Source organism: Ramlibacter sp. (assembly GCF_036383835.1).
Lineage (GTDB): Bacteria > Pseudomonadota > Gammaproteobacteria > Burkholderiales > Burkholderiaceae_C > Ramlibacter.
Map to the genome: position 1 here is coordinate 1 of NZ_DASVNN010000134.1, position 23,766 is coordinate 23,766.

Below are 23,766 nucleotides of genomic sequence, written 5' to 3' on the forward strand. Positions count from 1 at the left end.
ACGCCGTGCTGGTGGCCGAAAAGCTTTCGCCGCGCGTGGTGCAGCGCTGCGTCTTCGCGCACCGTTCCGGCGAGTGCGGCCACGGCCTGATGCTGCGCCACCTCGGGCCCGATGCGCGCACGCCGGCGCGCGCCTTGCTGGACCTGGGCTTGCGCCTGGGCGAGGGCTCGGGCGCCGTGCTGGCCTGGCCGCTGCTGCAGGCCGCCTGCGCCATTCTCGGCGAGATGGCCAGTTTCGAATCGGCCGGCGTGTCCGGCCGCACCCGTTGATGGCCGCGCTGCGCCACTTCCTGCTCGCCCTGCAGTTCTTCACCCGCGTGCCGGTGACGGGCCGGCTCGCCGATTGGGTCGGCTTCAGTCCCGCCATGCTGCGTGCCAGCGCGGCCCATTTCCCCGGCATCGGCCTGCTGGTGGGCCTGCTCGCGGCGGCGGTCGCCGCGCTGCTGCTCGCGGCGCTGCCGCCCGGCCCGCTTGCCGCCTGCGTCGCCGCCGTGTTCTCCACGCTGGCCACCGTGCTGTTCACCGGCGCGCTGCACGAGGACGGCCTGGCCGACGTCGCCGACGGCCTGGGCGGCTCGCCGGACCGCGCGCGGGCGCTGGAGATCATGAAGGACTCGCGCATCGGCAGCTTCGGCGCTCTGGCCCTGGGCCTCGCGCTTGCCGCCAAGCTCTCGCTGCTGGCGCTGCTCGGCACGCTGGACCTGCGCGTGCTTTGCACCGCGCTGGTGCTGGCGCACGTGCTGTCGCGTGCCTGGCCGCTGCTGCTGGTGCGCTGGCTGCCCTACGTGGGCGATGCGGCCGGCGTGCGCGCCAAGCCGATGGCCGATGCGATCAGCGGCGCCAGCCTGGCCGCCGCCTGGCTGTGGACCGCGCTGGTGGCGACCGGCATCGCGGCCTGGCAGGGACCGCTGTTCCTGCTCGCGCCGTTGCTGGCTTCGGCGCTGGCGCTGGCGGTGATGGCGCGCCTGTTCCAGCGCCGGCTGCAGGGCTTCACCGGCGACTGCCTGGGCGCGGCGCAGCAGGCCTGCGAGATCGCCTGCTACCTGGGCGTCGCGGTGGCCGCATGAAGCTGTGGCTGCTGCGGCATGCGCAGCCGCTGGTGCCCGACGGCGTGTGCTACGGCGCCACCGACGTGACGGCCGATCCGCAGGCGACGCAGCAGGCCGCGATCGCGGCCGCCGCGCTGCTGCCATCGGGCCTGGCGGTGCGCACCTCGCCGCTGCGCCGGTGCCGCGAACTGGCGCAAGCGCTGCAGGTGCTGCGTGCCGACCTCGCGGCGCTGGAGGACGCGCGGCTCGCCGAGATGGATTTCGGCCGTTGGGAAGGGCAGCCCTGGAGCGCCATCGCGCCGTCCGACTTCGCGGCCTGGATGGCGGACTTCCCCGGCTACCGCTGCGGCGGCGGCGAATGCGTGTCCCGGTTGATGGCACGGGTCGACGCGGCGCTGGACGAAACGCGGCGCGGCGGCCGCGACGCGCTCTGGATCGCGCACGGCGGCGTGGTGCGCGCCGTCCGTCTCCTGGTGGCGGGCAAGCGCCTGCCCGCGCGGGCCGACGAATGGCCGCGGGAGCCGCTGGACTTCGGGCAGGCGGCATGCATCGAGCTGCCCTGGCGGCCGGGCCCCTAGGGTAAATGCCGTAACGCATCCGGGTTGCCCGACGCTGGAATTGCGGACCATACTTGAAGCAGCCGGGGCACGGGGCCGCGGCGCGTCTTGGGGGACCTGCGATGTACAAGAAGATCCTGCTGGCGTACGACGGCTCCGATGCCGGCCAGAAAGCACTGCTCGATTGCCGCGAGATCTGCAATTGGAGCCAGTCCGAACTGCACCTGGTGGCGGTGATGCCCTCGGCCATGAGCTTCGTCGGCCTCGAAGGCGGCGTCTACGACGTCGAACTGGAGGAGCGCGAGAAGCGCAAATACCGCGCCGTGCTCGACGACGGCCTGCGCCGCCTCGGCGAGGCGGGCTTCAGCGCCCGCGGCGAAGTGGTGACCGGGGAGGCGGTCGACGAGATCACCAAGTACGCGAAGAAGATCGGCAGCGACCTGATCGTCGTGGGCCACAAGCACCTGGACAGCTGGGCCGCGCGCTGGTGGCGCGGTTCCATCTCCGGCGCCCTGATCGAGCACGCGCCCTGCAGCGTGCTGGTGGTCATCACTCCTTAAACCGCCGGCGGCCGGCATGATGGCCTCTCCCACCGACCCGGGCCGGCGGCCCGATGCTTCCCGCGCGCTGGCGCAATACCGCGGCCGCGCGGCGCGCTACGACCTGGAGCTGCTCGCCTTCGAGCCGGTGCGGCGCGAAGCCATCGCGCTGCTGGACCTGCGTGCCGGCGACACGGTGCTCGACGTCGGCTGCGGCACCGGCCTGAGCTTCGCCGCCCTGAAGGAGCGCACCGGCCCGGCCGGCCGCATCGTGGCGCTCGATCCTTCGCCCGAGATGCTGGCGCTGGCGCGCGCGCGGATCGCGCAGCACCGCTGGCACGGCATCGAGCTGCTGGAGGCGGCCGCGGACGACGCACCGCTGGACGGCCATGCCGATGCCGCGCTGTTCCACTTCACCCACGACGTGCTGCGCGACGCGCGTTCGCTGGACCACGTGTTCGCGCACCTGCGGCCCGGCGCGCACGTGGTGGCCAGCGGCCTGAAATGGGCGCCGCCCTGGATGGCCGCCACCAACCTGTTCGTGTGGGGCGCGGCCCTCTACTCGGTGACCTGCATGGCAGGCTTGGCCGAGCCCTGGGACCTGCTCGCCGCGCGCCTGCAGGACGTGCAGGTGCGCACGCGCGCGCTCGGCGGCATCTACGTCGCCAGCGGCCGCGTGCCCGCGCCGCGCCGCGTGCACCACTGAGCGCGGCCGTTCGTCGGCGAAGGCAAGGAACTTCACCGGCCGGCAACAAACGGCACATTCCGCCGTTACCCTCCGCGGCGACGCTAGGGTGCCTCCAGAGCACAACAGAATCAGACCTACAGGCGGTCGCGCCGGGCGCTGTCGGCCCCGGCGCTCATGCAGAGGCACCCTCAGCGCCTGCTGAACTTTGCCGCCTGGACGGAATACAAGAAGGACACCGATGCCCACACCCCCGCCGTCGACTCCGGCCGACCCCTCCACCAGCGCGCAGATGCCCGGGCAGCCGGCGCCGCCGCCCCGGCGCAAGCTGAGCCGGCGCGCGTCGATCGTCGGTACGGTGATCGCGCTGGTGGTCGCCGCGGGCCTGGCGTGGCTGGCGTGGGACCTCACCCGGCCGCAGCAGGTAGCTTCGATGCAGCAGCGCCCCGGCGGCGGCGGCGGTGGCATGGGTGGTGGCGGCGGGCCTGGCGGCGGCGGCCGCGGCGGCGCGACGACCGTGGGGGTCGCAGTGGCCGAGAGCGCCAGCATCCCCGTGAACCTGGAAGCGCTCGGCACCGTGGTGCCGCAGGCGACGGTGCGCGTGCGCCCGCAGGTCAACGGCGTGCTGACGCAGGTGCTGTTCAAGGAAGGCCAGAACGTCAGGAAGGGCCAGCTGCTCGCGACGATCGACCCGCGGACCTTCGAGATGTCGCTGCAGCAGGCGCTGGGCCAGCGCATGCGCGACGAGGCGCAGCTCTCGGCGGCGCGGGTGACCCTGCAGCGTTTCGAGACCCTGCTGAAGCAGGACTCGATCGCGCGGCAGGAAGTCGACACGCAGCGCGCCACCGTGCACCAGCTGGAAGCGGCGGTGGTCGCGTCCAAGGCCGCCGAAGGCGCCGCGCGCCTGAACCTTTCCTACACCCGCATCGTGGCGCCGATCGAGGGCCGCGTCGGCCTGCGCAACGTCGACGTCGGCAACCAGGTCGGTACCGGCGACACCAACGGCGTCGCGATCATCACCAAGCTGACCCCGATCGACGTGGAATTCGCCATCCCGCAGGACCACGCGGCCTGGCTGCAGCACAACGCCGGCGCCTTCATGGAAGTGAAGGCCCTCGACCGCACGCGCACCACGCTGCTGGACACCGGCGCCTTCTCCTCGCTCGACAACCAGATCGACACCCAGACCGGCACGGTGCGCGCCAAGGCGCGCTTCAACAACGCGCGCCAGCAGCTGTTTCCCAGCCAGTTCGTCAACGTGCAGCTGCAGCTGCGCACCATCGAGAACGCGGTGGTGGTGCCGGTGACGGCCGTGCGCCAGAGCGGCAGCGGCGAGTTCGTGTTCGTGCTGCAGGAAGACCGCACGGTCAAGCAGCGCGCCGTGGTGCGCGGCCAGCCGGTGGGCGAGCGCGTGCAGATCGTCAGCGGCCTGAACATCGGCGAGCGCGTGATCACCGAGGGCGCCGACCGCCTGCGCGACGGCTCGCGCGTGATGCTGCCCGGCGACACGCCGCGGCAAGGCGGTGGTGGCGGCCGTCGGCAGCGCGATGGCGCGGCGGGCGGGCCGGCCGGCGCGGCCTCCGCTCCCAGCGGGGTGGCGTCGGATGTCTTCAGTGGCGCGTCGGCGGCCCAGAGGCGGCGGCCGTCCATGGACCAGCGCGAGGCGACCGCTCCGTGGGCCGGCGCGTCGGCCGCGATGGGCGCGGGCGGCAACGGCGAAGCCGCGGCAGCCGGTGGCGGCGGCGGCGGCTTCCAGAACCTGAGTCCCGAGGAGCGTGCCGCGCGCGCCGCCGAGTGGGCCAAGCTGACGCCGGAAGAGCGCGAGCAGCGCCGGCAGCAGCGCCGCGCGCAACGCGAGGCGGCAGGGGCTCCGCAGCAGTAAGCAATGAGTCCGTCCCGTCCCTTCATCCTGCGGCCGGTCGCCACCTCGCTGCTGATGCTGGCCATCGTGCTGGCCGGCCTGGTGGGCCTGAAGTTCCTGCCGCTGTCGGCGCTGCCCCAGGTCGACTACCCGACCATCCAGGTACAGACGCTGTACCCCGGCGCCAGCCCGGAGGTGATGGCGCAGACCGTCACCGCGCCGCTGGAGCGCCAGTTCGGCCAGATGCCGGGCCTGGGGCGCATGAGTTCCACCAGCGCCGCCGGCGTCTCGATCGTCACGCTGCAGTTCACGCTGGGGCTGCAGCTGGACGTCGCCGAGCAGCAGGTGCAGGCCGCGATCAACGCCGGCGGCTCGCTGCTGCCGGCGGACCTGCCGGCGCCGCCGGTCTACGCCAAGGTGAACCCGGCCGATGCGCCGGTGCTGACGCTGGCGATCACCTCGCCCTCGCTGCCGCTCACGGAAGTGCGCAACATCGCCGACACGCGGCTCGCGCTGAAGATCTCGCAGGTGAGTGGCGTCGGCCTGGTCACGCTGTCGGGCGGCCAGCGCCCGGCCGTCCGCATCCAGGCCGACAACCGCGCGCTCGCCTCGCTGGGGCTGACGCTCGACAACGTGCGCACCACCATCTCCAGCGCGAACGCCAACGCCGCCAAGGGCAGCATCGACGGCCCGACGCGCGCCTACACCATCAATTCCAACGACCAGCTGCTTGCCGCCAAGGACTACAGCGAGCTGATCGTGGCCTTCCGCAGCGGCGCCCCGGTGCGGCTGAAGGACATCGCGCAGGTGGTCGAAAGCGCCGAGAACGTGAAGCTCGGCGCCTGGGCCGACCTGCAACCGGCCATCATCCTCAACGTGCAGCGGCAGCCCGGCGCCAACGTGATCGCGACGGTGGACGCGATCAAGAAGCGGCTGCCCGAGCTGACCGCGGGCCTGCCCGCCTCGATCCAGGTCGACGTGCTGTCCGACCGCACCACCGGCATCCGCGCCTCGGTGCACCACGTGCAGATCGAGCTGCTGCTGGCCGTGGTGCTGGTGGTGCTGGTGATCTTCGCCTTCCTGCACAGCCCGCGCGCCACGCTGATCGCGAGCCTGGCGGTGCCGATCTCGCTGATCGGCACCTGCGGCGTGATGTACCTGCTGGGGTACAGCCTCAACAACCTGTCGCTGATGGCGCTGACCATCGCCACCGGTTTCGTGGTCGACGACGCGATCGTCATGATCGAGAACATCGCGCGCCATATCGAAGCCGGTGAACCGCCATTGCAGGCGGCCTTCAAGGGCGCGGGCGAGATCGGCTTCACCATCATTTCGCTGACGGTGTCGCTGGTGGCCGTGCTGATCCCGCTGCTGTTCATGGGCGACGTGATCGGGCGGCTGTTCCGCGAGTTCGCGGTGACGCTGGCGATCACCATCCTGATCTCCATGGTGGTGTCGCTGACGCTGGTGCCGATGATGTCGGCCCGCTGGCTGCAGGCGCACACGGCGCCCGAGACGGGCTGGGGCGGGAAGATGCAGCGCGGCTTCGACCGCGTGGTCGCGCGCTACGACGTCGCGCTGCACTGGGTGCTGGAGCGGCAGAAGCTCACGCTGCTGGTGGCGCTGGGCACGCTGGTGGTCACCGTGCTGCTGTACATCGCTATCCCCAAGGGCCTGTTCCCCACCCAGGACACCGGCCAGCTGCAGGTGCGCGTGGAGGCGCCGCAGTCCATCTCCTATCCGCGCATGGCGGAACTGCAGCAGGACGTGGCGAAGCAGCTGCTGGAGGACCCGGCGGTCGAATCGATCGCCGGCTTCGTCGGCGTCGACGCGGCCAACAACACCATGCTGCACACGAGCCGCATGCTGGTGAACCTGAAATCCTCGCGCGGCAGCCTGGAGGACGTGATGGCGCACCTGCGCCAGCGCGGCGAGCGCGTCGCCGGCGTGCGCCTGTTCCTGCAGCCGGTGCAGGACCTCACCATCGAATCCGAGAGCGGGCCGACGCAGTACCGCCTGGCCGTGGAAGGCGCCGACACCGCCACGGTGAACGACTGGGCCGCCCGCATCGTCGAGCGGTTGCGCCAGGTGCCGCGCCTGGCCAACGTCACCACCGATGCCAATGCCTCCGGCGCCGCGATGTTCGTCGACATCGACCGCGATTCGGCGGCGCGCCTGGGCATCAGCTCGTCGACCATCAACGAGGCGCTGTACAGCGCCTTCGGCCAGCGCATCGTCTCGACCATCTTCACCGAGACCAACCAGTACCGGGTGGTGCTGGAGGCGCGGCCGGAAACGCAGGTGAACGTCGGCCAGCTGGGAAGCATCCAGCTGCGCAGCAGCTCCGGCGAGCCGACGCCCCTGAGCGCGATCGCGCTGATCAGCGAGCGGCGCGCGCCGCTGCAGATCACGCACGTGGCGCAGTACCCGGCGGCGGCGGTGGGCTTCGACACCGCGCATGGCGTGGCGCTGGGCACCGCCGTGGACGTGATCCGCACCGAGCTGAAGAAGATGCAGCTGCCGGCGACCGTGTCGGTCACCTTCCTCGGCGCGGCGGGCGCGTACGAATCCTCGCTGTCCAACCAGCTGTGGCTGATCCTGGCGGCGGTGGTGTGCGTCTACATCGTGCTGGGCGTGCTGTACGAGAGCTACGTGCACCCCTTGACGATCCTCTCCACGCTGCCCTCGGCCGGCGTCGGCGCGTTGCTGGCGCTGATGCTCACGGGCAACTCCCTCGGCGTGATCGGCATCATCGGCATCATCCTGCTGATCGGCATCGTCAAGAAGAACGCGATCATGATGATCGACTTCGCCCTCGACGCCGAGCGCGAGGAAGGCAAGGCGCCGCGCGAGGCGATCCACCAGGCGGCGCTGCTGCGCTTCCGGCCGATCATCATGACGACGCTGGCCGCTCTGTTCGCCGCGGTGCCGCTGATGTTGGGGTGGGGCGAGGGCGCGGAACTGCGCAGGCCGCTGGGCCTGGCGATTTTCGGCGGGCTGATCGTGAGCCAGTTGTTGACGCTGTTCACGACGCCGGTGATCTATCTGGGGTTCGATCGGTTGGGCAGGCGGTGGCGCGGGCGCGCAGAGCCCTCACCCCGACCCTCTCCCGCAGGCGGGAGAGGGAGCTCTCCGGATGACAGGCCTCCTGTCACGCCGGCATGAACCTCTCCGCCCCCTTCGTCCGCCGTCCCGTCGGCACGGTCCTGCTCACGATCTGGCTGGCGCTGGCCGGGATCGCGGCGTTCTTCAAGCTGCCGGTCGCTTCGCTGCCGCAGGTCGACTATCCGGTGATCTCGGTCAGCGCCAACCTGCCCGGCGCCAGCCCGCAGACCATGGCGACCAGCGTGGCGACGCCGCTGGAGCGGCGGCTCGCCACCATCGCCGGCGTCAACGAGATCACCTCGAACAGCAGCACGGGCAGCGCCCGAGTGACGCTGCAGTTCGACCTCAATCGCAACATCGATGCGGCGGCGCGCGAAGTACAGGCGGCGATCAACGCCTCGCGCAGCGACCTGCCGTCCACGCTGCGCAGCAACCCGACTTACCGCAAGGCGAATCCGTCGGCGGCGCCCGTCATCATCCTGGCGCTCACCTCACCCTCGCGCACGCCGGGCCAGATCTACGACGCGGTGTCCAACATCGTGCAGCAGAAGATCGCGCAGGTCGGCGGCGTCGGCGACGTGGAGCTGGGCGGCGGCTCGCAGCCGGCGGTGCGGGTGGATCTGATTCCCTTCGCGCTGAACCGCTACGGCATCGCCATGGAAGACGTGCGTGCCGCGCTGCAGTCCGGCACGGCCAACCGGCCCAAGGGCGAAGTCGAGGTCAAGGGCCAGCGGCTGCAGATCTACACCGGCACCGGCATGGCCAACAACGGCAAGTCGGCTTCCGACTACCGCAACATGGTGGTGGCCTGGCGCAACGATTCGGCGGTGCGGCTGTCGGACGTGGCGGAGGTGAGCGACAGCGTCGAGAACATCAACACCATCGGCCTGTTCAACGGCCGGCCGGCCGTGATCGTGCTGGTGCGGCTGCAGCCGGACGCCAACGTGATCGCCACGGTCGACGGCGTGCGGGCGCTGATCCCCTCGCTGCAGGCGGCGCTGCCCGGCGACATCCAGCTGGAGGTGGCGTCCGACCGCACGCGCTCGATCCGCGCCTCGCTGCACGAGGTGGAGCTGACGCTGTTCATCGCGATCATGCTGGTCGTGCTGGTGGTGAGCGTGTTCCTGCGCAGCGCCCGCGCGACCTTCATTCCCGCCGTGGCCACCATCGTCTCGCTGCTGGGCACCTTCGGCGTGATGTACGTGCTCGGCTTCTCGCTGAACAACCTGTCGCTGATGGCGCTCACCGTGGCCACCGGCTTCGTGGTCGACGATGCCATCGTGGTGCTGGAGAACACCGCGCGCCACATCGAGGCCGGCATGGACCGTTTCGAGGCGGCGCTGCGGGGCGCGCGCGAAGTGGGCTTCACCGTGCTGTCGATCAGCCTGTCGCTGGTGGCCGTGTTCATCCCGCTGCTGTTCATGGGCGGGCAGGTGGGCCGCCTGTTCCGCGAATTCGCGGTGACGCTGTCGGCCGCGGTGCTGATCTCGCTGCTGATCTCGCTGACCACCACGCCCATGATGTGCGCCTGGCTGCTGCGCCGGGACATGCACCGGCGCGAACCCGGCCGGCTGTCGCGCTGGTCCGAGAAGGGCTTCGGCTGGATGCAGCGCGCCTACGAGGTGAGCCTGGACTGGGCGCTGGCCGCGCGCTGGCTGGTGCTGCTCATCCTGGTGCTGGTGATCGGCCTGAACGCCTTCCTGTTCGTGCGCATCCCCAAGGGCTACTTCCCGCAGCAGGACACCGGCCAGATCCAGGGCGGCATGCGCACCGACCAGAGCATCTCCTTCCAGGCGACGCAGGACAAGCTGCGGCAGCTGGTGGAGATCATCCGCAACGATCCGGCGGTCGACACCGTGACCGCGTTCACCGGCGGGGGGCGCGCCGGCGGCGGCTTCATGTTCGTCACCCTCAAGCAGGACCGCGAGGAGCGCGGCCAGGCCGTGATCGCGCGCTTGCGGCCGCAGCTCGCGGGCGTCACCGGCGTGAGCCTGTTCCTGAATCCGGTGCAGGACCTGCGCATGGGCGGGCGGCAGTCCAACAGCACCTACCAGTACACGCTCAAGAGCGACAACGAGGCCGACCTCAAGCTGTGGGCCACGCGGCTGGCCGAGGCGATGAAGCAGGAGGACGAGCTGGTCGACGTCGACACCGACCAGCAGGAGAACGGCGTCGAGACCTTCGTCGAGGTCGACAAGGAATCGGCGAAGCGGCTGGACATCACCTCGCGCGACATCGACAACGCGCTGTACAACGCTTTCGGCCAGCGCCAGGTGGCGACGATCTACGACGAACTGAACCAGTACAAGGTCGTGATGCAGGTGGCGCCGCGCTACATCCGCAGCCCGGAGGCGCTGAAGGACATCTACGTGCCGGCGAAGAACACGGGAGCGGCGACGCAGCTGGCGGCCACGCTGCAGTCCGGTACGACGGCGTCCACCAGCACCTCGTCATCCACCACGACGAGCTCCGGCAGTACGACGTCCACCAGCGCGAGCCCGGCCAACCCCTCCTTGCGCGACTCCTCCAGCGGCCAGGCCCTGAGCGCCAGCGCGACGGCGATGGTGCCGCTGTCGTCCATCGCGCGCTTCTACGAGCGGCCGACGGCCACCGGCGTCAACCACCAGGACGCCGAGCTGGCCACCACCGTCTCCTACAACCTCGCCGAAGGCCAGACGATGCAGGACGGGCAGGAGGCCGTGCGCCGCGCCGAGGCGAGCATCCGCATGCCGATCAACGTGCGCGGCAGCTTCCAGGGCACCGCGCGCGCGGCGGCCGAGAGCAGCCAGCAGCAGCCGCTGCTGATCCTCGCGGCCATCGTCGTCATCTACATCGTGCTGGGCGTCCTCTACGAAAGCCTGGTGCATCCGATCACCGTGCTCTCCACGCTGCCTTCGGCCGGCGTCGGCGCGGTGCTGGCGCTGCTGCTGTTCAAGATGGAGTTCTCCACCATGGCGCTGATCGGACTGTTCCTGCTGATCGGCATCGTGAAGAAAAACGCGATCCTGATCATCGACTTCGCGCTCGACGCCGAACGCGCGCGCGGCCTTTCGCCCTACGAGGCGGTGCGCGAGGCCTGCCTGCTGCGCTTCCGTCCCATCCTCATGACCACGCTGGCGGCCATCCTCGGCGCGCTGCCGCTCGCCATCGGCTTCGGCGAAGGCGCCGAGCTGCGCCGGCCGCTGGGCGTCGCGATCATCGGTGGCCTCATCGCCAGCCAGGTGATCACGCTGCTCACCACGCCCGTGGTCTACCTGCTGCTCGACAAGCTGCGCCGCCGCAGCCCGCTGGAGCGCATGCTTTCGCGCCACGGCGACCCGCAACCCGCACCTCTCGCATGACCCCACGTTTCCACGCCCCCATCGTTTCCGTCCTCGTGGCCAGCCTGCTGCTCGCGGGCTGCGTCAACCTCGCGCCGAAATACGAGGTGCCGAAGGTCGACACGCCGGTCGCATTCAAGGAAGGCAAGGGCGCGTGGGTCACGGCGGCGCCGGCGGACACGCTCGAGCGGGGCAACTGGTGGGAGCTGTTCGACGACCCGGTGCTCAGCTCGCTCGCTTCGCAGGTCGAGGTGAACAACCAGAACGTCGCCGCCGCGGTCGCGGCGTACGCGCAGGCGCGGGCGCTCACGCGGGAGCAGCGCGCCTCGCTGTTCCCGCAGGTGGATTTCAACAACCGCAACAACGTCACCGGCGGTCCCGAGCAGCCGACGCGTCGCAGCTACCAGATGAGCATCGGCGCGAGCTGGGAGCCCGACCTGTTCGGGCGCCTCGCCAACACGGTGCAGAGCGCGCGTGCCGGCGAGCAGATCGCGCAGGCCGACCTCGCTTCGGTGCGGCTGGCGGCGCTGGGCGAACTGGCGGCCAACTACTTCGGCCTGCGCGAGTCCGACGTGCTGCGCGGCCTGCAGGCGGAAACGCTGGCGGGCTACGAGCGCAGCCTGCAGATCACGCGCAACCGCTACGAGGCCGGCGTGGTGGCCCGCACCGACGTGCTGCAGGCGGAGAGCCAGCTCGCCAACAGCCGCGCCGACCTGCTGACCCTGGAGCGCCAGCGCGCCACCTTCGAGCACGCGATCGCGGTGCTGGTGGGCAAGGCGCCCGCGAACTTCAGCCTGCCGGCCGATCCGAAATGGAGCGTGAAGGTGCCGGTGCTGCCGGAGCAGCTGCCCTCCACGCTGCTGCAAAGGCGACCGGACATCGCATCGGCCGAGCGCCGCGTGGCGCAGGCCAATGCCCGCATCGGCATCGAGCGCGCGGCCTTCTTTCCCAGCATCACGCTCAGCGGATCGCTGACCGCGTCGGCCGCCAGCTTCGGCGACCTGTTCAGCGCCTCGAGCCTGGCCTGGGCGCTGGGCAGTGCGCTGGCGCAGTCGATCTTCGACGCCGGCGCGCGCAGTGCCCGCGTCGACCAGGCGCGCGCGGGGCTGGACCAGTCCGCCGCGCAATACCGCCAGACCGTGCTCACGGCCTTCCAGGACGTGGAGGACCAGCTGGTGGCGCTGCGCGTCCTCAACGAGCAGCAGGCGCTGAGGCAGCAGGCGAGCCGGGCTGCGGATCTCGTCGAGCAGCAGGTGCTCAATCGCTACCAGGCGGGGCAGGTGGGCTACACCGAGGTGATCACGGCGCAGCAGAACGCGGCGGCCGCGCGGCGCGCGCTGGTGCAGGCGCAGATCGACCGCCAGCTCGCGGCCGTGGCGCTGGTGCAGTCGCTCGGCGGCGGCTGGGGCGGCCTGCAAGTCGCCGCGCCATGAACGTGGGGATTTGACGCCGATCAACCGCCGGCGCGCGCGCGGGAGTACCGTGGCGCCATGGGCAATGGTCGTTTCGCCGCCATCCTGGCAGTCCTGATCTCGGTGGGCGTGGCCGCCTGGCCGAGCGTGACGCAAAAGAGCGTCGCGCACGGCGTGACCGTGGCCGTGACGCCCGGCAGCCTGGCCGAGGAGGCGACCGTCTGGGACTTCGCGGTGATCTTCGATGCCCGCGGCCGCAAGTTCGACGACGAGGTGATGGGGAACTTCGTGCTGCTCGGCGACGGCCACCGCGTGAAGCCGCTCGCCTGGGAAGGTGAGAAGAAGGGCGCGGTGGGCCACCGCGCCGGCGTGCTGAAGTTCATCGCGATCCAGCCGCGGCCGAAGCAGCTGGAGCTGCAGCTGCAGCGTCCCGGCGAAGCGAAGCCGCGGGTGTTCCGGTTCGTGTTCGGGGATTGGTCGGCTTGACCCCGTCCGTCATCCCCGCGCAGGCGGGGACCCAGGACGCGCGCGCAGCGCGCTGCATTGATTGCCCTGGATTCCCGCCTCCGCGGGAATGACGGCTATCGATCCGGCTCCGTGCCCTGCCCCAGAAGCGCCAGCATCCCGCCCTCCAGCGCCTCCATGTGCCGCGACAGCTGCGGCGTGGATTCCTTGGAGATCTTCATGTAGCCCTTGAAGCTGCGCAGCAGCGTCGCGCGGTCGCCGTGGTGCAGCAGCACCGTGGCCAGGGCGGCCTGCAGCACCTGCACCTGCGCGGCCAGCATCATCTGGTTTTCCACCAGCCCCTGGATGCTCTGCGTGTGCACGTCGAGCATCTCCTTCAATTCATCGTCTTCCATGCCGGCCCTCTCTAACTGCGGCCCATTGTCGCACTACGCCCGCAGCGCCGGCGGCGGTGTCTTCGGCTGGAAATCGCAGTAGCGCGCCACCGCGCACTGCCAGCACTTCGGCAGGCGCGCCACGCAGACGTAGCGCCCGTGCAGGATCAGCCAGTGGTGCGCATCGACGCGGTAGGCGGGTGGCACGCGCTCCATCAGGCGTTCTTCCACCTCCAGCGGATTCTTCCCCGGGGCCAGGCCGGTGCGGTTGCTGACGCGGAAGATGTGCGTGTCCACCGCCATCGCCTCCTCGCCCCAGGCCACGTTCAGCACCACGTTCGCGGTCTTGCGGCCCACGCCCGGCAGCGCCTCCAGCGCCTCGCGCTCGCGCGGGACCTTGCCGCCGTGCTGCTCCACCAGGATGCGGCAGGTCTCCAGCAGGTGCTTGGCCTTCATGCGGTACAGGCCGATGGTCTTGATGTACTCCTCGACCCCCTCGCGCCCGAGCGCCAGGATCGCCTGCGGTGTGCTGGCGGCGTGGAACAGGTGGCGCGTAGCCTTGTTGACGCCCGCGTCGGTGGCCTGCGCCGACAGCAGCACCGCCACCAGCAGCTCGAACACCGTGCTGTATTCCAGCTCGCTCATGGGCAGCGGGTTGGCGGCCTTCAGCACTGCGAAGAAGGGTTCGACGTCCTGGTCTTTCATGCGCAGGAGTGTATGCATTCAGCCGGCGAAGGCGCGGGCGAGGGCGGCGGCGACGTGCGCCGTGGGCGAGTCGCGCCGCCGCACGAGGGCGATGCGCCTTTCCTCCGCGCGCGGGATCTCGATGACGCGCAGCCTGGGATCCGCGTGCCAGCGCGACTCGCGCAGCAGCGGCACCACGCTCACGCCGAGGCCGGAGCGCACCAGGTCGACGATGCTTTCCAGCGTGTTGAGTTCGAGGAACTCAAGCGGCTGCGCGCGCAGCCGCTTGAGCGTGCGCTCCACCATTTGCCCGGTGTGCTGGCTCGGGTCGAAGCGGATGAAGGGCTGCGATTGCAGGATCATGCGCGGGCTGGCCGATTCGAGTTTTTTCGGTACCAGCAGCACCATCGGCTCGCCATAGAGCGCGGTCCAGGCGAGGTCGGTGCCGACGCCGGGCTCGCGCACCGCGACGGCCGCATCGAGTTCGCCGGCCTGCACCCGTTCCACCAGCTCGATCGACTTGGCCGCCGACACGTGCAGGTCGAGGGCAGGATGACGCGCCTTGAGCGCCAGCGTGGCCTGGATCAGCGGCCGCACCGCCGACACGATCGCGCCGAGGTGCACGGTGCCGGCCATGGTGTCGGCCGCGGCGGACGGCGCCAGCATCTGGTCGTACAGCGCGAGCAGCCGCCGCGCCTGCGGCACCAGCGCGCGGCCGGCGTCGTTGAGCACCACCGACTTGCCCTGGCGCTCGAACAGCGGCCGGCGCAGTTCCGATTCCAGCGCGCGCATCTGCTGGCCGACCGCCGCCTGGGTGAGGGCCACGCGCGCGGCGGCCGCGGCGAACGAGCCTTCGCCGGCGACCGCCACGAAAGTCTTCAGGACGCGGATGCTGCTCATGCGGCATCCTAAAGCATCGCTTTATCCCCGCTAAAGCAATATTCGCTTTTGCTTTCCTGTCCGGCTTCCTATGATCGCGCGCATGAAGCTGTTCGCCTCCCTGATCCTCACGGCCGCCACGCTGCTGGCGCCCGCCGCCCACGCCCAGGGCTATCCCCACAAGCCGATCCGCCTGGTGATCCCGTTCCCGGCGGGCGGCGCCACCGACATCTTCGGCCGCGCCGTGTCGCAGAAGCTCGGCGAAAGGCTGGGCCAGGCCATCGTCGTCGACAACAAGCCGGGCGCCGGCGGCAGCATCGGCTCCGACATCGTCGCCAAGGCCGTGCCCGACGGCTACACGCTGCTGCTGGCCACCAGCAGCACCCACAGCATCGGCCCGAGCTTCGGCACCAGGCTGCCGTACGACGCGGTCGCGGACTTCACGCCGATCGCCTATGTCGGCCAGGCGCCCAGCATCATGCTGGTGCCCAACTCCTCGCCGGCGAAGACGGTGAAGGAGTGGGTCGAGTACGCCCGCAAGAACCCGGGCAAGCTGAACTACGCGAGCAGCGGCAACGGCACGGTGGTGCACCTCACGGCCGAATACTTCAAGGCGCAGGCCGGGCTGTTCCTGGTGCACATCCCCTACAAGGGCACCGCGCTGGCGATCCCCGATCTCGCGAGCGGCAAGGTCGACGTGCTGTTCGACTCGCTGCCCAGCGGCCTGCCGCACGTGAAGGAAGGCCGCCTGCGCGCGCTGGGCATCACGAGCCTCAAGCGCTCGCCGCTGCTGCCGGACCTGCCGCCCGTGTCCGACACCATCCCCGGTTTCGAATCGGTGACCTGGTTCGGCATGTACGGGCCCAAGGGCATGCCGGCCGACCTGGTGAACCGCATCAACGCCGCCGTGAACGACGCCCTGAAGGACCGCGACGTGCTGGAGCGCCTCGCGCGCCTGGGCATCGAGCCGGCCGGCGGCACGCCGCAGGAGTTCGCGGCGATGACGAACCGCGACCGCGCCAAGTGGAAGAAGATCATCCAGGATCGGAAGCTGACGGCGGACTGATTGTCATTGCGGGCTCGACCCGCAATCCATGGGTCCCGGGTCAAGCCCGGGACGACAACCCTCACAGATTCACCAATGAACTTCGACTTCCACAATCCCTACCCGACCACCCGCATCCCGGTTTTCGCCCGCAACGTCGTCTCCACTTCGCACCCGCTCGCCTCGCAGGCCGGCCTGCGCATGTTGTGGAAGGGCGGCAATGCCGTCGATGCCGCGATCGCCACCGCCGCCGCGATGACCATCGTCGAGCCGGTCAGCAACGGCCTGGGCAGCGATGCCTTCGCCATCATCTGGGACGGCAAGCAGCTGCAGGGCATCAATGGCTCGGGCCACGCGCCCGCCGGCTGGACGCCGCAGTATTTCGAGAAGAAGTACGGCGCCGCCGACAAGCCGCCCAAGCGCGGCATCGACTCGGCCACCGTGCCGGGCGCGGTCGCGACGTGGATGGCCATGTCGCAGCGTTACGGCAAGCTGCCTTTCGCCGACCTGCTGGCGCCCGCGATCGAGATCGCCGAGCGCGGCTTCCTGCTGCCGATCGTGGTGCAGCAGAAGTGGGATGCGGCAACGCCGGAGCTGGGCAGCCTGCCGGGTTTCGCGCAAAGCTTCCTGCCCTGGGGCCGCGCGCCGAAGGTCGGCGAGCTGTTCCTGTTCCCCGCGGCGGCGCGCGCGCTGCGCTCCATCGCCGAAACCAAGGGCGAGTCCTTCTACCGCGGCGAGATCGCCGCCGCGATCGCGAAGTTCAGCGCGCAGAACGGCGGCGTGCACACGGTGGAGGATTTCGCGTCCTTCCGGCCGGAGTGGGTCGAGACCATTTCCAAGGACTACCGCGGCTACACGCTGCACGAGATCCCGCCCAACGGGCAGGGCATCGCGGCCCTGGCGGCGCTGGGCATCCTCTCGAACTTCGATCTCGCCGGGATGAAGGTCGACGGCCCCGATGCGCAGCACCTGCAGATCGAGGCGATGAAGCTCGCCTTCGCCGACACCTACCGCTTCGTCGCGGAGCGCCAGGCGATGGAAGTCACGACCGGGCAGATGCTCGACGACGCCTACCTCGCCAGCCGCGCGAAGCTGATCGACATGAAGCGCGCGCAGGACTTCCAGGCGGGCAACCCGGTGAAGGGCGGCACGATCTACCTGACCGCGGCCGACGAGGACGGCATGATGGTCAGCTTCATCCAGAGCAACTACATGGGCTTCGGCTCCGGCTGCGTGGAGCCGACCTTCGGCATCAGCCTGCAGAACCGCGGCCACGGCTTCAGCCTGAAGCCGGGGGCCAACCAGGTGGCGCCGCGCAAGCGTCCCTTCCACACCATCATCCCGGCCTTCCTCACCAGGGACGGCGCGCCGGTCATGAGCTTCGGCGTGATGGGCGGCAACATGCAGCCGCAGGGCCACATGCAGACGCTGGTGCGCATGCTGGACTACCACCAGAACCCGCAGGCCGCCTGCGATGCGCCGCGCTGGCGCTTCAACGCCGGCCTCGAGATCAACGCCGAACAGCAGATGCCCCAGGCAACGCTGGAGGAGCTCGCGCGCCGCGGCCACAAGGTCGACGTGATCAACGACAGCTACCAGGACTTCGGCGCCGGCCAGTTCATCTGGCGCATGGGCGATCCGAAGAAGGACGGCTACGTGGTGGCGTCGGATTCGCGGCGCGACGGGTTGGCGGCGGGGTTCTGACGCGCTTCGCGCTTCGGCGGGGTTCGGCCTTCGGCGCTCACCGCCGCCCTACGACGTCACGCCGACTGGTGGACATGTAGGGTGGGCAAGCTCCGCTTGCCCACCGTCGTGCGCGCGCCGTCATGGTGGGCAAGCAAGCTTGCCCACCCTACGAGCATTCAACGAGCGCGCGCGAACAGCGGCGAACTGGTGCCGGAAAGCGCCAGTTCCCCCGCCGCGCCCAGCAGGGCCGGCCCCAGTTCCAGCATGCGCTCGCGCGTCAGCCGCACCAGCGGGCCGGCGACGGTGATCACGCCGATCGTGCCGCCGTCGCGCCTTCGCACGGGTGCGGCCATGGCGCTCATGCCGGGCGCATACATCTCCTCCATGAGGCTGAAGCCGCGCTGCCGGTCTGCCTCCAGCACCTGCATCAGCGCCTTGAAGGTGGTGGGCGCCTTCGGGCCGAACACCTTGCGTTCGCCGAATCCCTGACGCGCGACCAGCTCCGTCGCGCGTTCCTCGCTCAGCGTCATGAGCCAGGCATGGCCGCCGGCGCTGCAGGACAGGCGCACGTCGATGCCCATGTCGGGGTCGTAGCGCAGGCCGAAGCGCGCGCCCTGCGCCTTCGCGACGAAAGTGAGGCGGTCGCCGTCGACGAGTGCCAGGCGCACCAGTTCGCCGCTCTTCTCGGCGAGCCGGTCGATGATCGGCTGCGCGATGTCCACCATTCCGGCGGCGCCCAGGTAGCCCAGGCCCAGCGACGCGAGCTTGGTGGTGAGCGCGTATTCGCCCTGCGCGCGCAGCTGCCGCACGTAGCCGCAGCGCAGGAGATCGGCGAGCAGGCGGTGGCAGGCGCTGCGCGGCAGCTCCAGGTCGTCGGCGATGGCGGCGAGCGGCAGGCCCTCCGGATGCGGCGCGAGCGTTTCAAGGATGCGCAGCCCGCGTTCCAGCGTCCCGATCATCGTCCCTCCTGTTTCACAATACGGCAAGAGATTCTAGGTTGGAACGGCGTTCTGGCTGCGCTCCTAGCATTGGGTCCACCCGGCCGGCAGCGGCCGCCACACCCAGGAGACACAAGTGCAGATCGATTTCCGCCGCGGCTTCGCGGCTGCCACGCTGATGCTCGCCGCCCTCGCGTCGAACGCCCAGGACGCGCAGGACCGCGTCATCAAGTTCGGCCACCTGAACAACACCGACCACCCGGTGAGCATGGGCGTCAAGCGCTTCGCCGAAGCGCTCGCCGCCAGGAGCGGCGGCCGCATGAAGGTGCAGGAGTACCCCGCCTCGCAACTGGGCAACGAGCTGCAGCAGCAGGCGGCGCTGCAGGGCGGCGTGCAGGAGATGTCCGCGCCGGCCACCACTTCGCTGGCGGGCATCGTCAAGGAGTTCGGGCTGGTCGACTTTCCGTTCTCCGTGGGCAGCTACGCGCAGGCCGACGCGCTGCTCGACGGCCCGCTGGGGCAGGCGCTGATCGCGAAGCTGCCGGAGAAGGGGCTGGTGGCGCTCGGCTACTGGGACCTGGGCTTTCGCAACGTGACCAACAGCCGCCGCCCGATCGCGCGGCCCGAGGACCTCGATGGCCTGAAGATCCGCGTGATCCCCAACCCGGTGTTCCTGGAGACCTTCAAGGCCTTCAAGGCCAACCCGGTGCCCATGCCCTTCGCCGAGCTGTATCCGGCGCTGGAATCGCGCGCCGTGGACGGCCAGGAGAACCCGTTCTCCGTGATCCTGTCGAACAAGTTCAACGAGGTGCAGAAGTTCGTGAGCGCGACGAACCACGTCTACGCGGCCAACATCATCCTCGTGAGCAAGCGCTTCTGGGACCGCCTCTCGCCCACCGAGCAGCGCTGGATGCAGGAGGCGGCGGTGGAATCGCGCGCGTACCAGCGCCAGGCGAGCCGCGCCGCGGCGCAGAAGGCGGTGGCGGAGCTGCAGGCGAAAGGAATGCAGTTCAACGAGCTGGCGCCGGCGGAGCAGGCGCGGATGCGCCAGGTCGCCAGGAGCGTGACCGACAAGTTCGCCGCCAGCTACGACCCGGCGATCGTGAAGCTGTACAACGACGAACTGGCCCGGCTGGCGCGGTGAGCGGCGCGATGAAGATCCTCGTCCTGCACGGGCCGAACCTGAACCTGTTCGGACGGCGCGAGCCGCACATCTACGGCACCACGACGCTGGCGGAGATCGATCGCCGCCTGCAGGCCCTCGCGCAGGAGCTGGAGGTGGAACTGGCCATCCTGCAGTCCAACCACGAGGGCGTGCTGATCGACTTCCTGCACGCCAACATCGACGCCGCGCAGGGCGCGCTGGTGAACCCCGCCGGGCTCACGCAGCACGGCGTGCCGCTGCACGACGCGATCAAGGCGATGCCTTTCCCGGTGCTCGAGGTGCACATGTCGAACATCGCGGCACGGGAGCCGTGGCGCAGCCATTCGATCATTTCGCCGGCGGTGCGGGGGACGGTGCAGGGGTTGGGGCCGCAGTCGTATCTGGCGGCGTTGCGGGGGGTGGTGGCGCTGGTTCAGGAGGGATGACCACGGAATACCGAGGATCCGATGGTCATCGAAGGCCCGCGAGGTAGTGCCCCAGGTTCTCGATGTCCTGCTCGCTCAGCGTCTGCGCCACGCTGGTCATGGTGCCCGCATCGTTGGTGCGCGTCCTGGCCTTGAACGCCTTCAGCTGCGCGACGATATAGGGGTAGTTCTGCCCCGCCACGCGCGGGATCTCGTTCTGGCCCATGAAGCCGCCGAGGTGGCACATGGTGCACAGCGTCGTCTCCGACTTGGCCTTGCCCAGGCGCGCCTTCTCCTCGTCGACCTGGAAGGCCGCGGGCTTGAGCTTCTGGTTCGCGAAGAAGGCCGCGACGTTCATCAGGTCCTCGCGCGACAGCGGCGCGAGGAAGGGCGCCATTGCCGGGTTCTGCCGGCGGCCTTCCTTGAAGTCCCGCAGCTGGGTGTAGAGATAGCGCCAGGTCTGGCCCGCGAGGCTGGGGAAGTCCGGCGCGGGCGCGTTGCCGTCCGCGCCGTGGCAGGCCGCGCAGGCCTGCGCCTTGGCGCGGCCGGCTTCGGCGTCCTGCGCGCCGGCCGGCAGCGCGAACGCCGCCAGCAGCACGCAAGCGATAAGTCCCCGCATCAGCCCGGCAGCGCGAACACCACCATGGTGTTGCCGCGCTTGAAGTCCAGCTGCGTGTTGCCGCCGCAGCCCATCGCGACGTACTGCTTGCCGCGTACCGTGTAGCTCACGGGCATGGCGTTGGCGCCTGCACCGCAGTTGAATTCCCACAGCTTCTGGCCGGTGCGCGCATGCAGCGCGCGGATGAAGCCGTTGCCTTCGCCGTAGAACACCAGGTCGCCGCCGGTGGCCAGCGCGCCGCCGATCAGGGGTTCCGCCGTGTCGAACTTCCAGGCCATCTTGCCGGTGTCGACGTTCACGGCCGCGAGGCGTCCCCATTGCTGTTCCCCCTCGATCACCTTGAAGGCGCCGCCCAGCCACAGCTTGCCGCCGCCGGGGTACTGCGCGCTCTCGACGTGGTACGTCATCGGCTGGTGCAGGTTCAGCGCATAGGCCAGCCGGTACTTGGGATGGAAGGCCATCGGCGACCATTCCACGCCGCCGTTGGCGCCTGGCAGCATGCGCGCGCCGTTGGCGGTGGGCAGCGTCCACATGTTCTCCTGCGGGATCATCGCGTCGGAGTAGCGGATCAGGCTGCCGTCGCGGCGGTCGTGCACGTAGACGTGGCCGGTCTTGCCGCCGTGGATCACGCCGGGGATCATCTTGCCGCCCTTGTCCTTCACGTCGACGAGGATCGGCGGGCTGACGGCGTCGAGGTCCCACACGTCGTGCGCGATGTACTGGTAGTGCCACTTGTAGGTGCCCTTGTCCAGGTCCACCGCGACGATCGAATCGGTGTAGAGGTTGTCGCCGGGGCGTTCCGCGCCGTACAGGTCCGGAGAGGGATTGCCGACCACGAAGAAGATGGTGCGGGTCTTCAGGTCCACCGCCGGATTCATCCACACGCCGCCGCCGAGCGTCTGGTAGAAGGCGCTGTTGCGCGCGAACGCTTCCTTCTCCCTGGCGATGTCGCGCTTCATGTTGCGGCCGGTCGCATCGTTCTGGGCCCACACGCCTTCGTGGCCCTTTTCCGGGATCGTGTGGAAGGTCCACAGCTCCTTGCCGCTGCCTGCGTCGAAGGCCTTCACGAAGCCGCGGATGCCGTACTCGCCGCCGTTGGTGCCGATCAGCACCTTGCCGTCGACGACCGTGGGCGCCATCGTCTCGCTGTAGCCCTTCTCGGGATCGGCGATCTGCGTTTCCCACAGCAGCTTGCCGCTGGCGGCGTCGAGCGCCACCAGCTTGGCATCGAGCGTGCCCATGAACAGCTTGCCGCCCTCGATCGCCACGCCCCGGTTGTTGGGGCCGCAGCAGAAGGTGGTGATCGGCCCCATCTTGTGCTTGTAGTGCCAGTACTGGCGGCCCGTGGTGGCGTCCAGCGCATGCACGTGGTTGAAGGAGGTCGTCATGTACATGACGCCGTCCACCACGATCGGCGCGGTCTCCATCGATTCCTTCACCTCCGTCTGGAACATGAAGACCGGCCGCAGCCGTTTCACGTTGCCCGCGTTGATCTGCGTGCCCGCGAAGTAGCGCGTCTGCGCGTAGCCGCCGTTGGTGTGCAGCCAGTTCGCCGTCTGCCGGTCGGCCTCGCTGAGCATCGCCTGGGTGACGTTCGGCGTCTTGATGACGAAGGGGGCGGCCTTGCCGGGGCCCTGGCCCTGGATCTCCTGTGCGGTGGGGGAATGGGGCAGCACGCACAGGAGTGCGGCAGCCCAGGTGGAAAGGTGGAAAACTTGCATAAGACTTCTCCTCTCAGTGGACGTACGACTTCGAGTGAAGTCCGGCGCGCAAGCGTCGGGCTGCCGGTGACGGGCGCTGCCAGTATCATGATTTCGCGCGGCCGGCACAAGCCGCGCGGTGGAGGTGGTTCCATGATCTTTGTGTCCGCGCGCTTCGCGCTCGCCCTGTGCCTCGCGGCGCCCTGTGCGCTGCATGCGCAAAAGGGCGCCGACAACATCAACATCAACGGGCAGCTGGTGCTGGCCGCGCGGGCGGGTCTGGTGCCGCGCGTGACCCAGCTCCTGGCCGAGGGCGCGGAGGTGAATTCGCGTGACCGCAACGGCGATTCGCCCCTGAACATGGCCGCGGCCAAGGGCAACCGGGAGCTGGTGGACTTGCTGCTTCGCAACAAGGCGGACGTGCAGCTCGCCAACCTCTCCGGCGTCACGCCGCTGATGGGAGCCGCGTACGCGCGCAATCCGGAGATCCTGCGCAAGCTGCTGTCGTCGGGCGCCCGCATCGAGCCGATGGACCGCGTGAAGAAGAACGCCGCAATCTATGCGGCGGGGCAGGGCTGCGCCCCCTGCCTGGAAGAGCTGCTGCGCGCGGGCACGCCGGTGAATGCCAGGCTGGACCACCAGCTCACGCTGCTCATGTGGGCCGCCGGTTACGGCCAGGAAGCGACGGCGCGCATGCTGCTGGACCGCGGCGCGGATCGCAGCCTGCGCGACGACCGCGGCAAGACCGCCGCGGATATCGCGCGCGAGCAGGACCATGCGGGGTTGGCGACGCTGCTTGCGCCGTAGCTCTGCATCCCGGATGAGTTCCCGGCGGCACGGCTACTTTGCCGCGTCCGTCCGTCGAAAGTTTCGTGATCGCGGGTAAGGCAGGGAGATCATTTCGCAACACGCGTTTCCGTCCGCAGCATCCCGCATAGTTGACAGCGACATCGCACATGCACGACCAGAGTAGGAGCATGGATCTCGACACCGCCATCCACGAGGAGGTGCAGCAGATGCGCGTGGCCGTCCGGGGAGAGGCGACCCTGGGCCAGCTGTCCTCGCTGATGCACGTGCTGGAAGTCGACAGCAGGAGCTGGCGGCACGGCCGCGTGCTGCTCGACTTCAGCGCGCTGGAGAGCCGCGTCGGGGAGACCGAGCGCAAGCTGCTCGAGCAGATCGCGGCGGTGCGCCTGGGGAAGAAGACGCTGGCGGTTGTCTGGCCGGACGCGTCGCGGCTGTGAGCTGGGTGGTGGGCAAGCGGAGCTTGCCCACCCTAC

The 23,766-nt window shown here is 69.8% G+C and carries 22 protein-coding genes; 16 read left to right on the forward strand and 6 right to left on the reverse strand.

The window, feature by feature from the left end; all coding sequences use genetic code 11:
* From VF522_RS21085 to VF522_RS21130, 10 genes are all read left to right on the forward strand, one after another.
* The coding region (locus VF522_RS21085) for a nicotinate-nucleotide--dimethylbenzimidazole phosphoribosyltransferase (RefSeq protein ID WP_330910281.1) at positions 1-269 on the forward strand (269 nt) is incomplete at its 5' end.
* Positions 269-1,066, forward strand: coding sequence for an adenosylcobinamide-GDP ribazoletransferase (locus tag VF522_RS21090; RefSeq protein ID WP_330910282.1), 798 nt, complete (start codon positions 269-271; stop codon positions 1,064-1,066). The genes VF522_RS21085 and VF522_RS21090, both read left to right, overlap by 1 nt.
* A complete protein-coding gene (locus VF522_RS21095) occupies positions 1,063-1,626 on the forward strand; it encodes a histidine phosphatase family protein (RefSeq protein ID WP_330910283.1) in 564 nt (187 codons plus the stop codon). The genes VF522_RS21090 and VF522_RS21095 overlap by 4 nt, the downstream gene beginning before the upstream one ends.
* Positions 1,627-1,727: 101 nt before the next feature.
* Complete coding sequence (locus VF522_RS21100) at positions 1,728-2,165, forward strand: universal stress protein (protein WP_330910284.1); 438 nt, start codon at positions 1,728-1,730, stop codon at positions 2,163-2,165.
* Between the two features lie 16 nt (positions 2,166-2,181).
* Entirely contained in the window at positions 2,182-2,850 is a 669-nt protein-coding gene (locus tag VF522_RS21105) for a class I SAM-dependent methyltransferase (protein WP_330910285.1), read from the forward strand.
* Between the two features lie 220 nt (positions 2,851-3,070).
* Positions 3,071-4,711, forward strand: coding sequence for an efflux RND transporter periplasmic adaptor subunit (locus VF522_RS21110; RefSeq protein WP_414709569.1), 1,641 nt, complete (start codon positions 3,071-3,073; stop codon positions 4,709-4,711).
* A 3-nt stretch (positions 4,712-4,714) separates the two neighbouring features.
* Entirely contained in the window at positions 4,715-7,855 is a 3,141-nt protein-coding gene (locus VF522_RS21115; protein ID WP_330910286.1) for an efflux RND transporter permease subunit, read from the forward strand.
* Positions 7,852-11,136, forward strand: coding sequence for an efflux RND transporter permease subunit (locus VF522_RS21120; protein WP_330910287.1), 3,285 nt, complete (start codon positions 7,852-7,854; stop codon positions 11,134-11,136). The genes VF522_RS21115 and VF522_RS21120 overlap by 4 nt, the downstream gene beginning before the upstream one ends.
* Positions 11,133-12,548, forward strand: a complete 1,416-nt coding sequence (locus tag VF522_RS21125; RefSeq protein WP_330910288.1) for an efflux transporter outer membrane subunit — start codon at positions 11,133-11,135, stop codon at positions 12,546-12,548. Before VF522_RS21120 ends, VF522_RS21125 begins: the two co-directional genes overlap by 4 nt.
* 57 nt (positions 12,549-12,605) lie before the next feature.
* Positions 12,606-13,013: a hypothetical protein gene (locus tag VF522_RS21130; protein ID WP_330910289.1), complete on the forward strand. Its 408-nt coding sequence runs from the start codon at positions 12,606-12,608 to the stop codon at positions 13,011-13,013.
* Between the two features lie 95 nt (positions 13,014-13,108).
* On the opposite strand, the gene VF522_RS21135 is transcribed toward VF522_RS21130, so the two are convergent.
* Genes VF522_RS21135 through VF522_RS21145 form a run of 3 tightly spaced genes read right to left on the reverse strand, consistent with a single transcriptional unit; the run spans position 13,109 to position 14,950 of the window.
* A complete protein-coding gene (locus VF522_RS21135; RefSeq protein ID WP_330910290.1) occupies positions 13,109-13,387 on the reverse strand; it encodes a hypothetical protein in 279 nt (92 codons plus the stop codon).
* A 33-nt stretch (positions 13,388-13,420) separates the two neighbouring features.
* The gene (gene nth / locus VF522_RS21140; RefSeq protein WP_330910291.1) at positions 13,421-14,071 is read right to left on the reverse strand and encodes an endonuclease III; all 651 of its coding nucleotides are present in this window, start codon (positions 14,069-14,071) and stop codon (positions 13,421-13,423) included.
* A gap of 18 nt (positions 14,072-14,089) precedes the next feature.
* A complete protein-coding gene (locus VF522_RS21145) occupies positions 14,090-14,950 on the reverse strand; it encodes a LysR family transcriptional regulator (RefSeq protein WP_330910292.1) in 861 nt (286 codons plus the stop codon).
* 82 nt (positions 14,951-15,032) lie between these two features.
* Between VF522_RS21145 and VF522_RS21150 the strand changes: the two genes are divergently transcribed.
* On the forward strand, positions 15,033-15,995 hold the full coding sequence (locus VF522_RS21150; protein ID WP_330910293.1) for a tripartite tricarboxylate transporter substrate binding protein: 963 nt from the start codon (positions 15,033-15,035) through the stop codon (positions 15,993-15,995).
* 75 nt (positions 15,996-16,070) lie between these two features.
* Positions 16,071-17,678 (forward strand): gamma-glutamyltransferase family protein, encoded by a 1,608-nt coding sequence (locus tag VF522_RS21155; RefSeq protein ID WP_330910294.1) that lies wholly within the window; start codon positions 16,071-16,073, stop codon positions 17,676-17,678.
* Between the two features lie 158 nt (positions 17,679-17,836).
* Here VF522_RS21155 and VF522_RS21160 read toward each other — a convergent pair whose 3' ends face one another.
* A complete protein-coding gene (locus tag VF522_RS21160; RefSeq protein ID WP_330910295.1) occupies positions 17,837-18,619 on the reverse strand; it encodes an IclR family transcriptional regulator in 783 nt (260 codons plus the stop codon).
* A 157-nt stretch (positions 18,620-18,776) separates the two neighbouring features.
* Here VF522_RS21160 and VF522_RS21165 point away from each other — a divergent pair, with 157 nt between their 5' ends.
* Both VF522_RS21165 and VF522_RS21170 read left to right on the forward strand, forming a co-directional pair.
* On the forward strand, positions 18,777-19,742 hold the full coding sequence (locus VF522_RS21165; protein ID WP_330910302.1) for a TRAP transporter substrate-binding protein: 966 nt from the start codon (positions 18,777-18,779) through the stop codon (positions 19,740-19,742).
* Positions 19,743-19,750: 8 nt separating this feature from the next.
* Entirely contained in the window at positions 19,751-20,188 is a 438-nt protein-coding gene (locus tag VF522_RS21170) for a type II 3-dehydroquinate dehydratase (protein WP_330910296.1), read from the forward strand.
* Between the two features lie 25 nt (positions 20,189-20,213).
* Here the strand turns inward: VF522_RS21170 and VF522_RS21175 are convergent, their stop codons facing one another.
* Together VF522_RS21175 and VF522_RS21180 are read right to left on the reverse strand one after the other, a co-directional pair.
* Complete coding sequence (locus VF522_RS21175) at positions 20,214-20,786, reverse strand: c-type cytochrome (RefSeq protein WP_330910297.1); 573 nt, start codon at positions 20,784-20,786, stop codon at positions 20,214-20,216.
* Positions 20,786-22,507: a pyrroloquinoline quinone-dependent dehydrogenase gene (locus VF522_RS21180; RefSeq protein WP_330910298.1), complete on the reverse strand. Its 1,722-nt coding sequence runs from the start codon at positions 22,505-22,507 to the stop codon at positions 20,786-20,788. The genes VF522_RS21175 and VF522_RS21180 overlap by 1 nt, the downstream gene beginning before the upstream one ends.
* 132 nt (positions 22,508-22,639) lie before the next feature.
* Here VF522_RS21180 and VF522_RS21185 point away from each other — a divergent pair, with 132 nt between their 5' ends.
* Entirely contained in the window at positions 22,640-23,293 is a 654-nt protein-coding gene (locus VF522_RS21185) for an ankyrin repeat domain-containing protein (protein ID WP_330910299.1), read from the forward strand.
* A gap of 170 nt (positions 23,294-23,463) precedes the next feature.
* Entirely contained in the window at positions 23,464-23,730 is a 267-nt protein-coding gene (locus VF522_RS21190; RefSeq protein ID WP_330910300.1) for a hypothetical protein, read from the forward strand.
* The last annotated feature ends 36 nt before the right edge of the window (positions 23,731-23,766 follow it).

Excerpts from the sequence above, each read along its gene's own strand:
- VF522_RS21090 (WP_330910282.1), top strand. The coding sequence starts at position 269 with ATGGCCGCGCTGCGCCACTTCCTGCTCGCCCTGCAGTTCTTCACCCGC.
- VF522_RS21095 (WP_330910283.1), top strand. The coding sequence starts at position 1,063 with ATGAAGCTGTGGCTGCTGCGGCATGCGCAGCCGCTGGTGCCCGACGGC.
- VF522_RS21100 (WP_330910284.1), top strand. The coding sequence starts at position 1,728 with ATGTACAAGAAGATCCTGCTGGCGTACGACGGCTCCGATGCCGGCCAG.
- VF522_RS21105 (WP_330910285.1), top strand. The coding sequence starts at position 2,182 with ATGATGGCCTCTCCCACCGACCCGGGCCGGCGGCCCGATGCTTCCCGC.
- VF522_RS21110 (WP_414709569.1), top strand. The coding sequence starts at position 3,071 with ATGCCCACACCCCCGCCGTCGACTCCGGCCGACCCCTCCACCAGCGCG.
- VF522_RS21115 (WP_330910286.1), top strand. The coding sequence starts at position 4,715 with ATGAGTCCGTCCCGTCCCTTCATCCTGCGGCCGGTCGCCACCTCGCTG.
- VF522_RS21120 (WP_330910287.1), top strand. The coding sequence starts at position 7,852 with ATGAACCTCTCCGCCCCCTTCGTCCGCCGTCCCGTCGGCACGGTCCTG.
- VF522_RS21125 (WP_330910288.1), top strand. The coding sequence starts at position 11,133 with ATGACCCCACGTTTCCACGCCCCCATCGTTTCCGTCCTCGTGGCCAGC.
- VF522_RS21130 (WP_330910289.1), top strand. The coding sequence starts at position 12,606 with ATGGGCAATGGTCGTTTCGCCGCCATCCTGGCAGTCCTGATCTCGGTG.
- VF522_RS21135 (WP_330910290.1), bottom strand. The coding sequence starts at position 13,387 with ATGGAAGACGATGAATTGAAGGAGATGCTCGACGTGCACACGCAGAGC.
- nth (WP_330910291.1), bottom strand. The coding sequence starts at position 14,071 with ATGAAAGACCAGGACGTCGAACCCTTCTTCGCAGTGCTGAAGGCCGCC.
- VF522_RS21145 (WP_330910292.1), bottom strand. The coding sequence starts at position 14,950 with ATGAGCAGCATCCGCGTCCTGAAGACTTTCGTGGCGGTCGCCGGCGAA.
- VF522_RS21150 (WP_330910293.1), top strand. The coding sequence starts at position 15,033 with ATGAAGCTGTTCGCCTCCCTGATCCTCACGGCCGCCACGCTGCTGGCG.
- VF522_RS21155 (WP_330910294.1), top strand. The coding sequence starts at position 16,071 with ATGAACTTCGACTTCCACAATCCCTACCCGACCACCCGCATCCCGGTT.
- VF522_RS21160 (WP_330910295.1), bottom strand. The coding sequence starts at position 18,619 with ATGATCGGGACGCTGGAACGCGGGCTGCGCATCCTTGAAACGCTCGCG.
- VF522_RS21165 (WP_330910302.1), top strand. The coding sequence starts at position 18,777 with ATGCTCGCCGCCCTCGCGTCGAACGCCCAGGACGCGCAGGACCGCGTC.
- VF522_RS21170 (WP_330910296.1), top strand. The coding sequence starts at position 19,751 with ATGAAGATCCTCGTCCTGCACGGGCCGAACCTGAACCTGTTCGGACGG.
- VF522_RS21175 (WP_330910297.1), bottom strand. The coding sequence starts at position 20,786 with ATGCGGGGACTTATCGCTTGCGTGCTGCTGGCGGCGTTCGCGCTGCCG.
- VF522_RS21180 (WP_330910298.1), bottom strand. The coding sequence starts at position 22,507 with ATGCAAGTTTTCCACCTTTCCACCTGGGCTGCCGCACTCCTGTGCGTG.
- VF522_RS21185 (WP_330910299.1), top strand. The coding sequence starts at position 22,640 with ATGATCTTTGTGTCCGCGCGCTTCGCGCTCGCCCTGTGCCTCGCGGCG.
- VF522_RS21190 (WP_330910300.1), top strand. The coding sequence starts at position 23,464 with ATGGATCTCGACACCGCCATCCACGAGGAGGTGCAGCAGATGCGCGTG.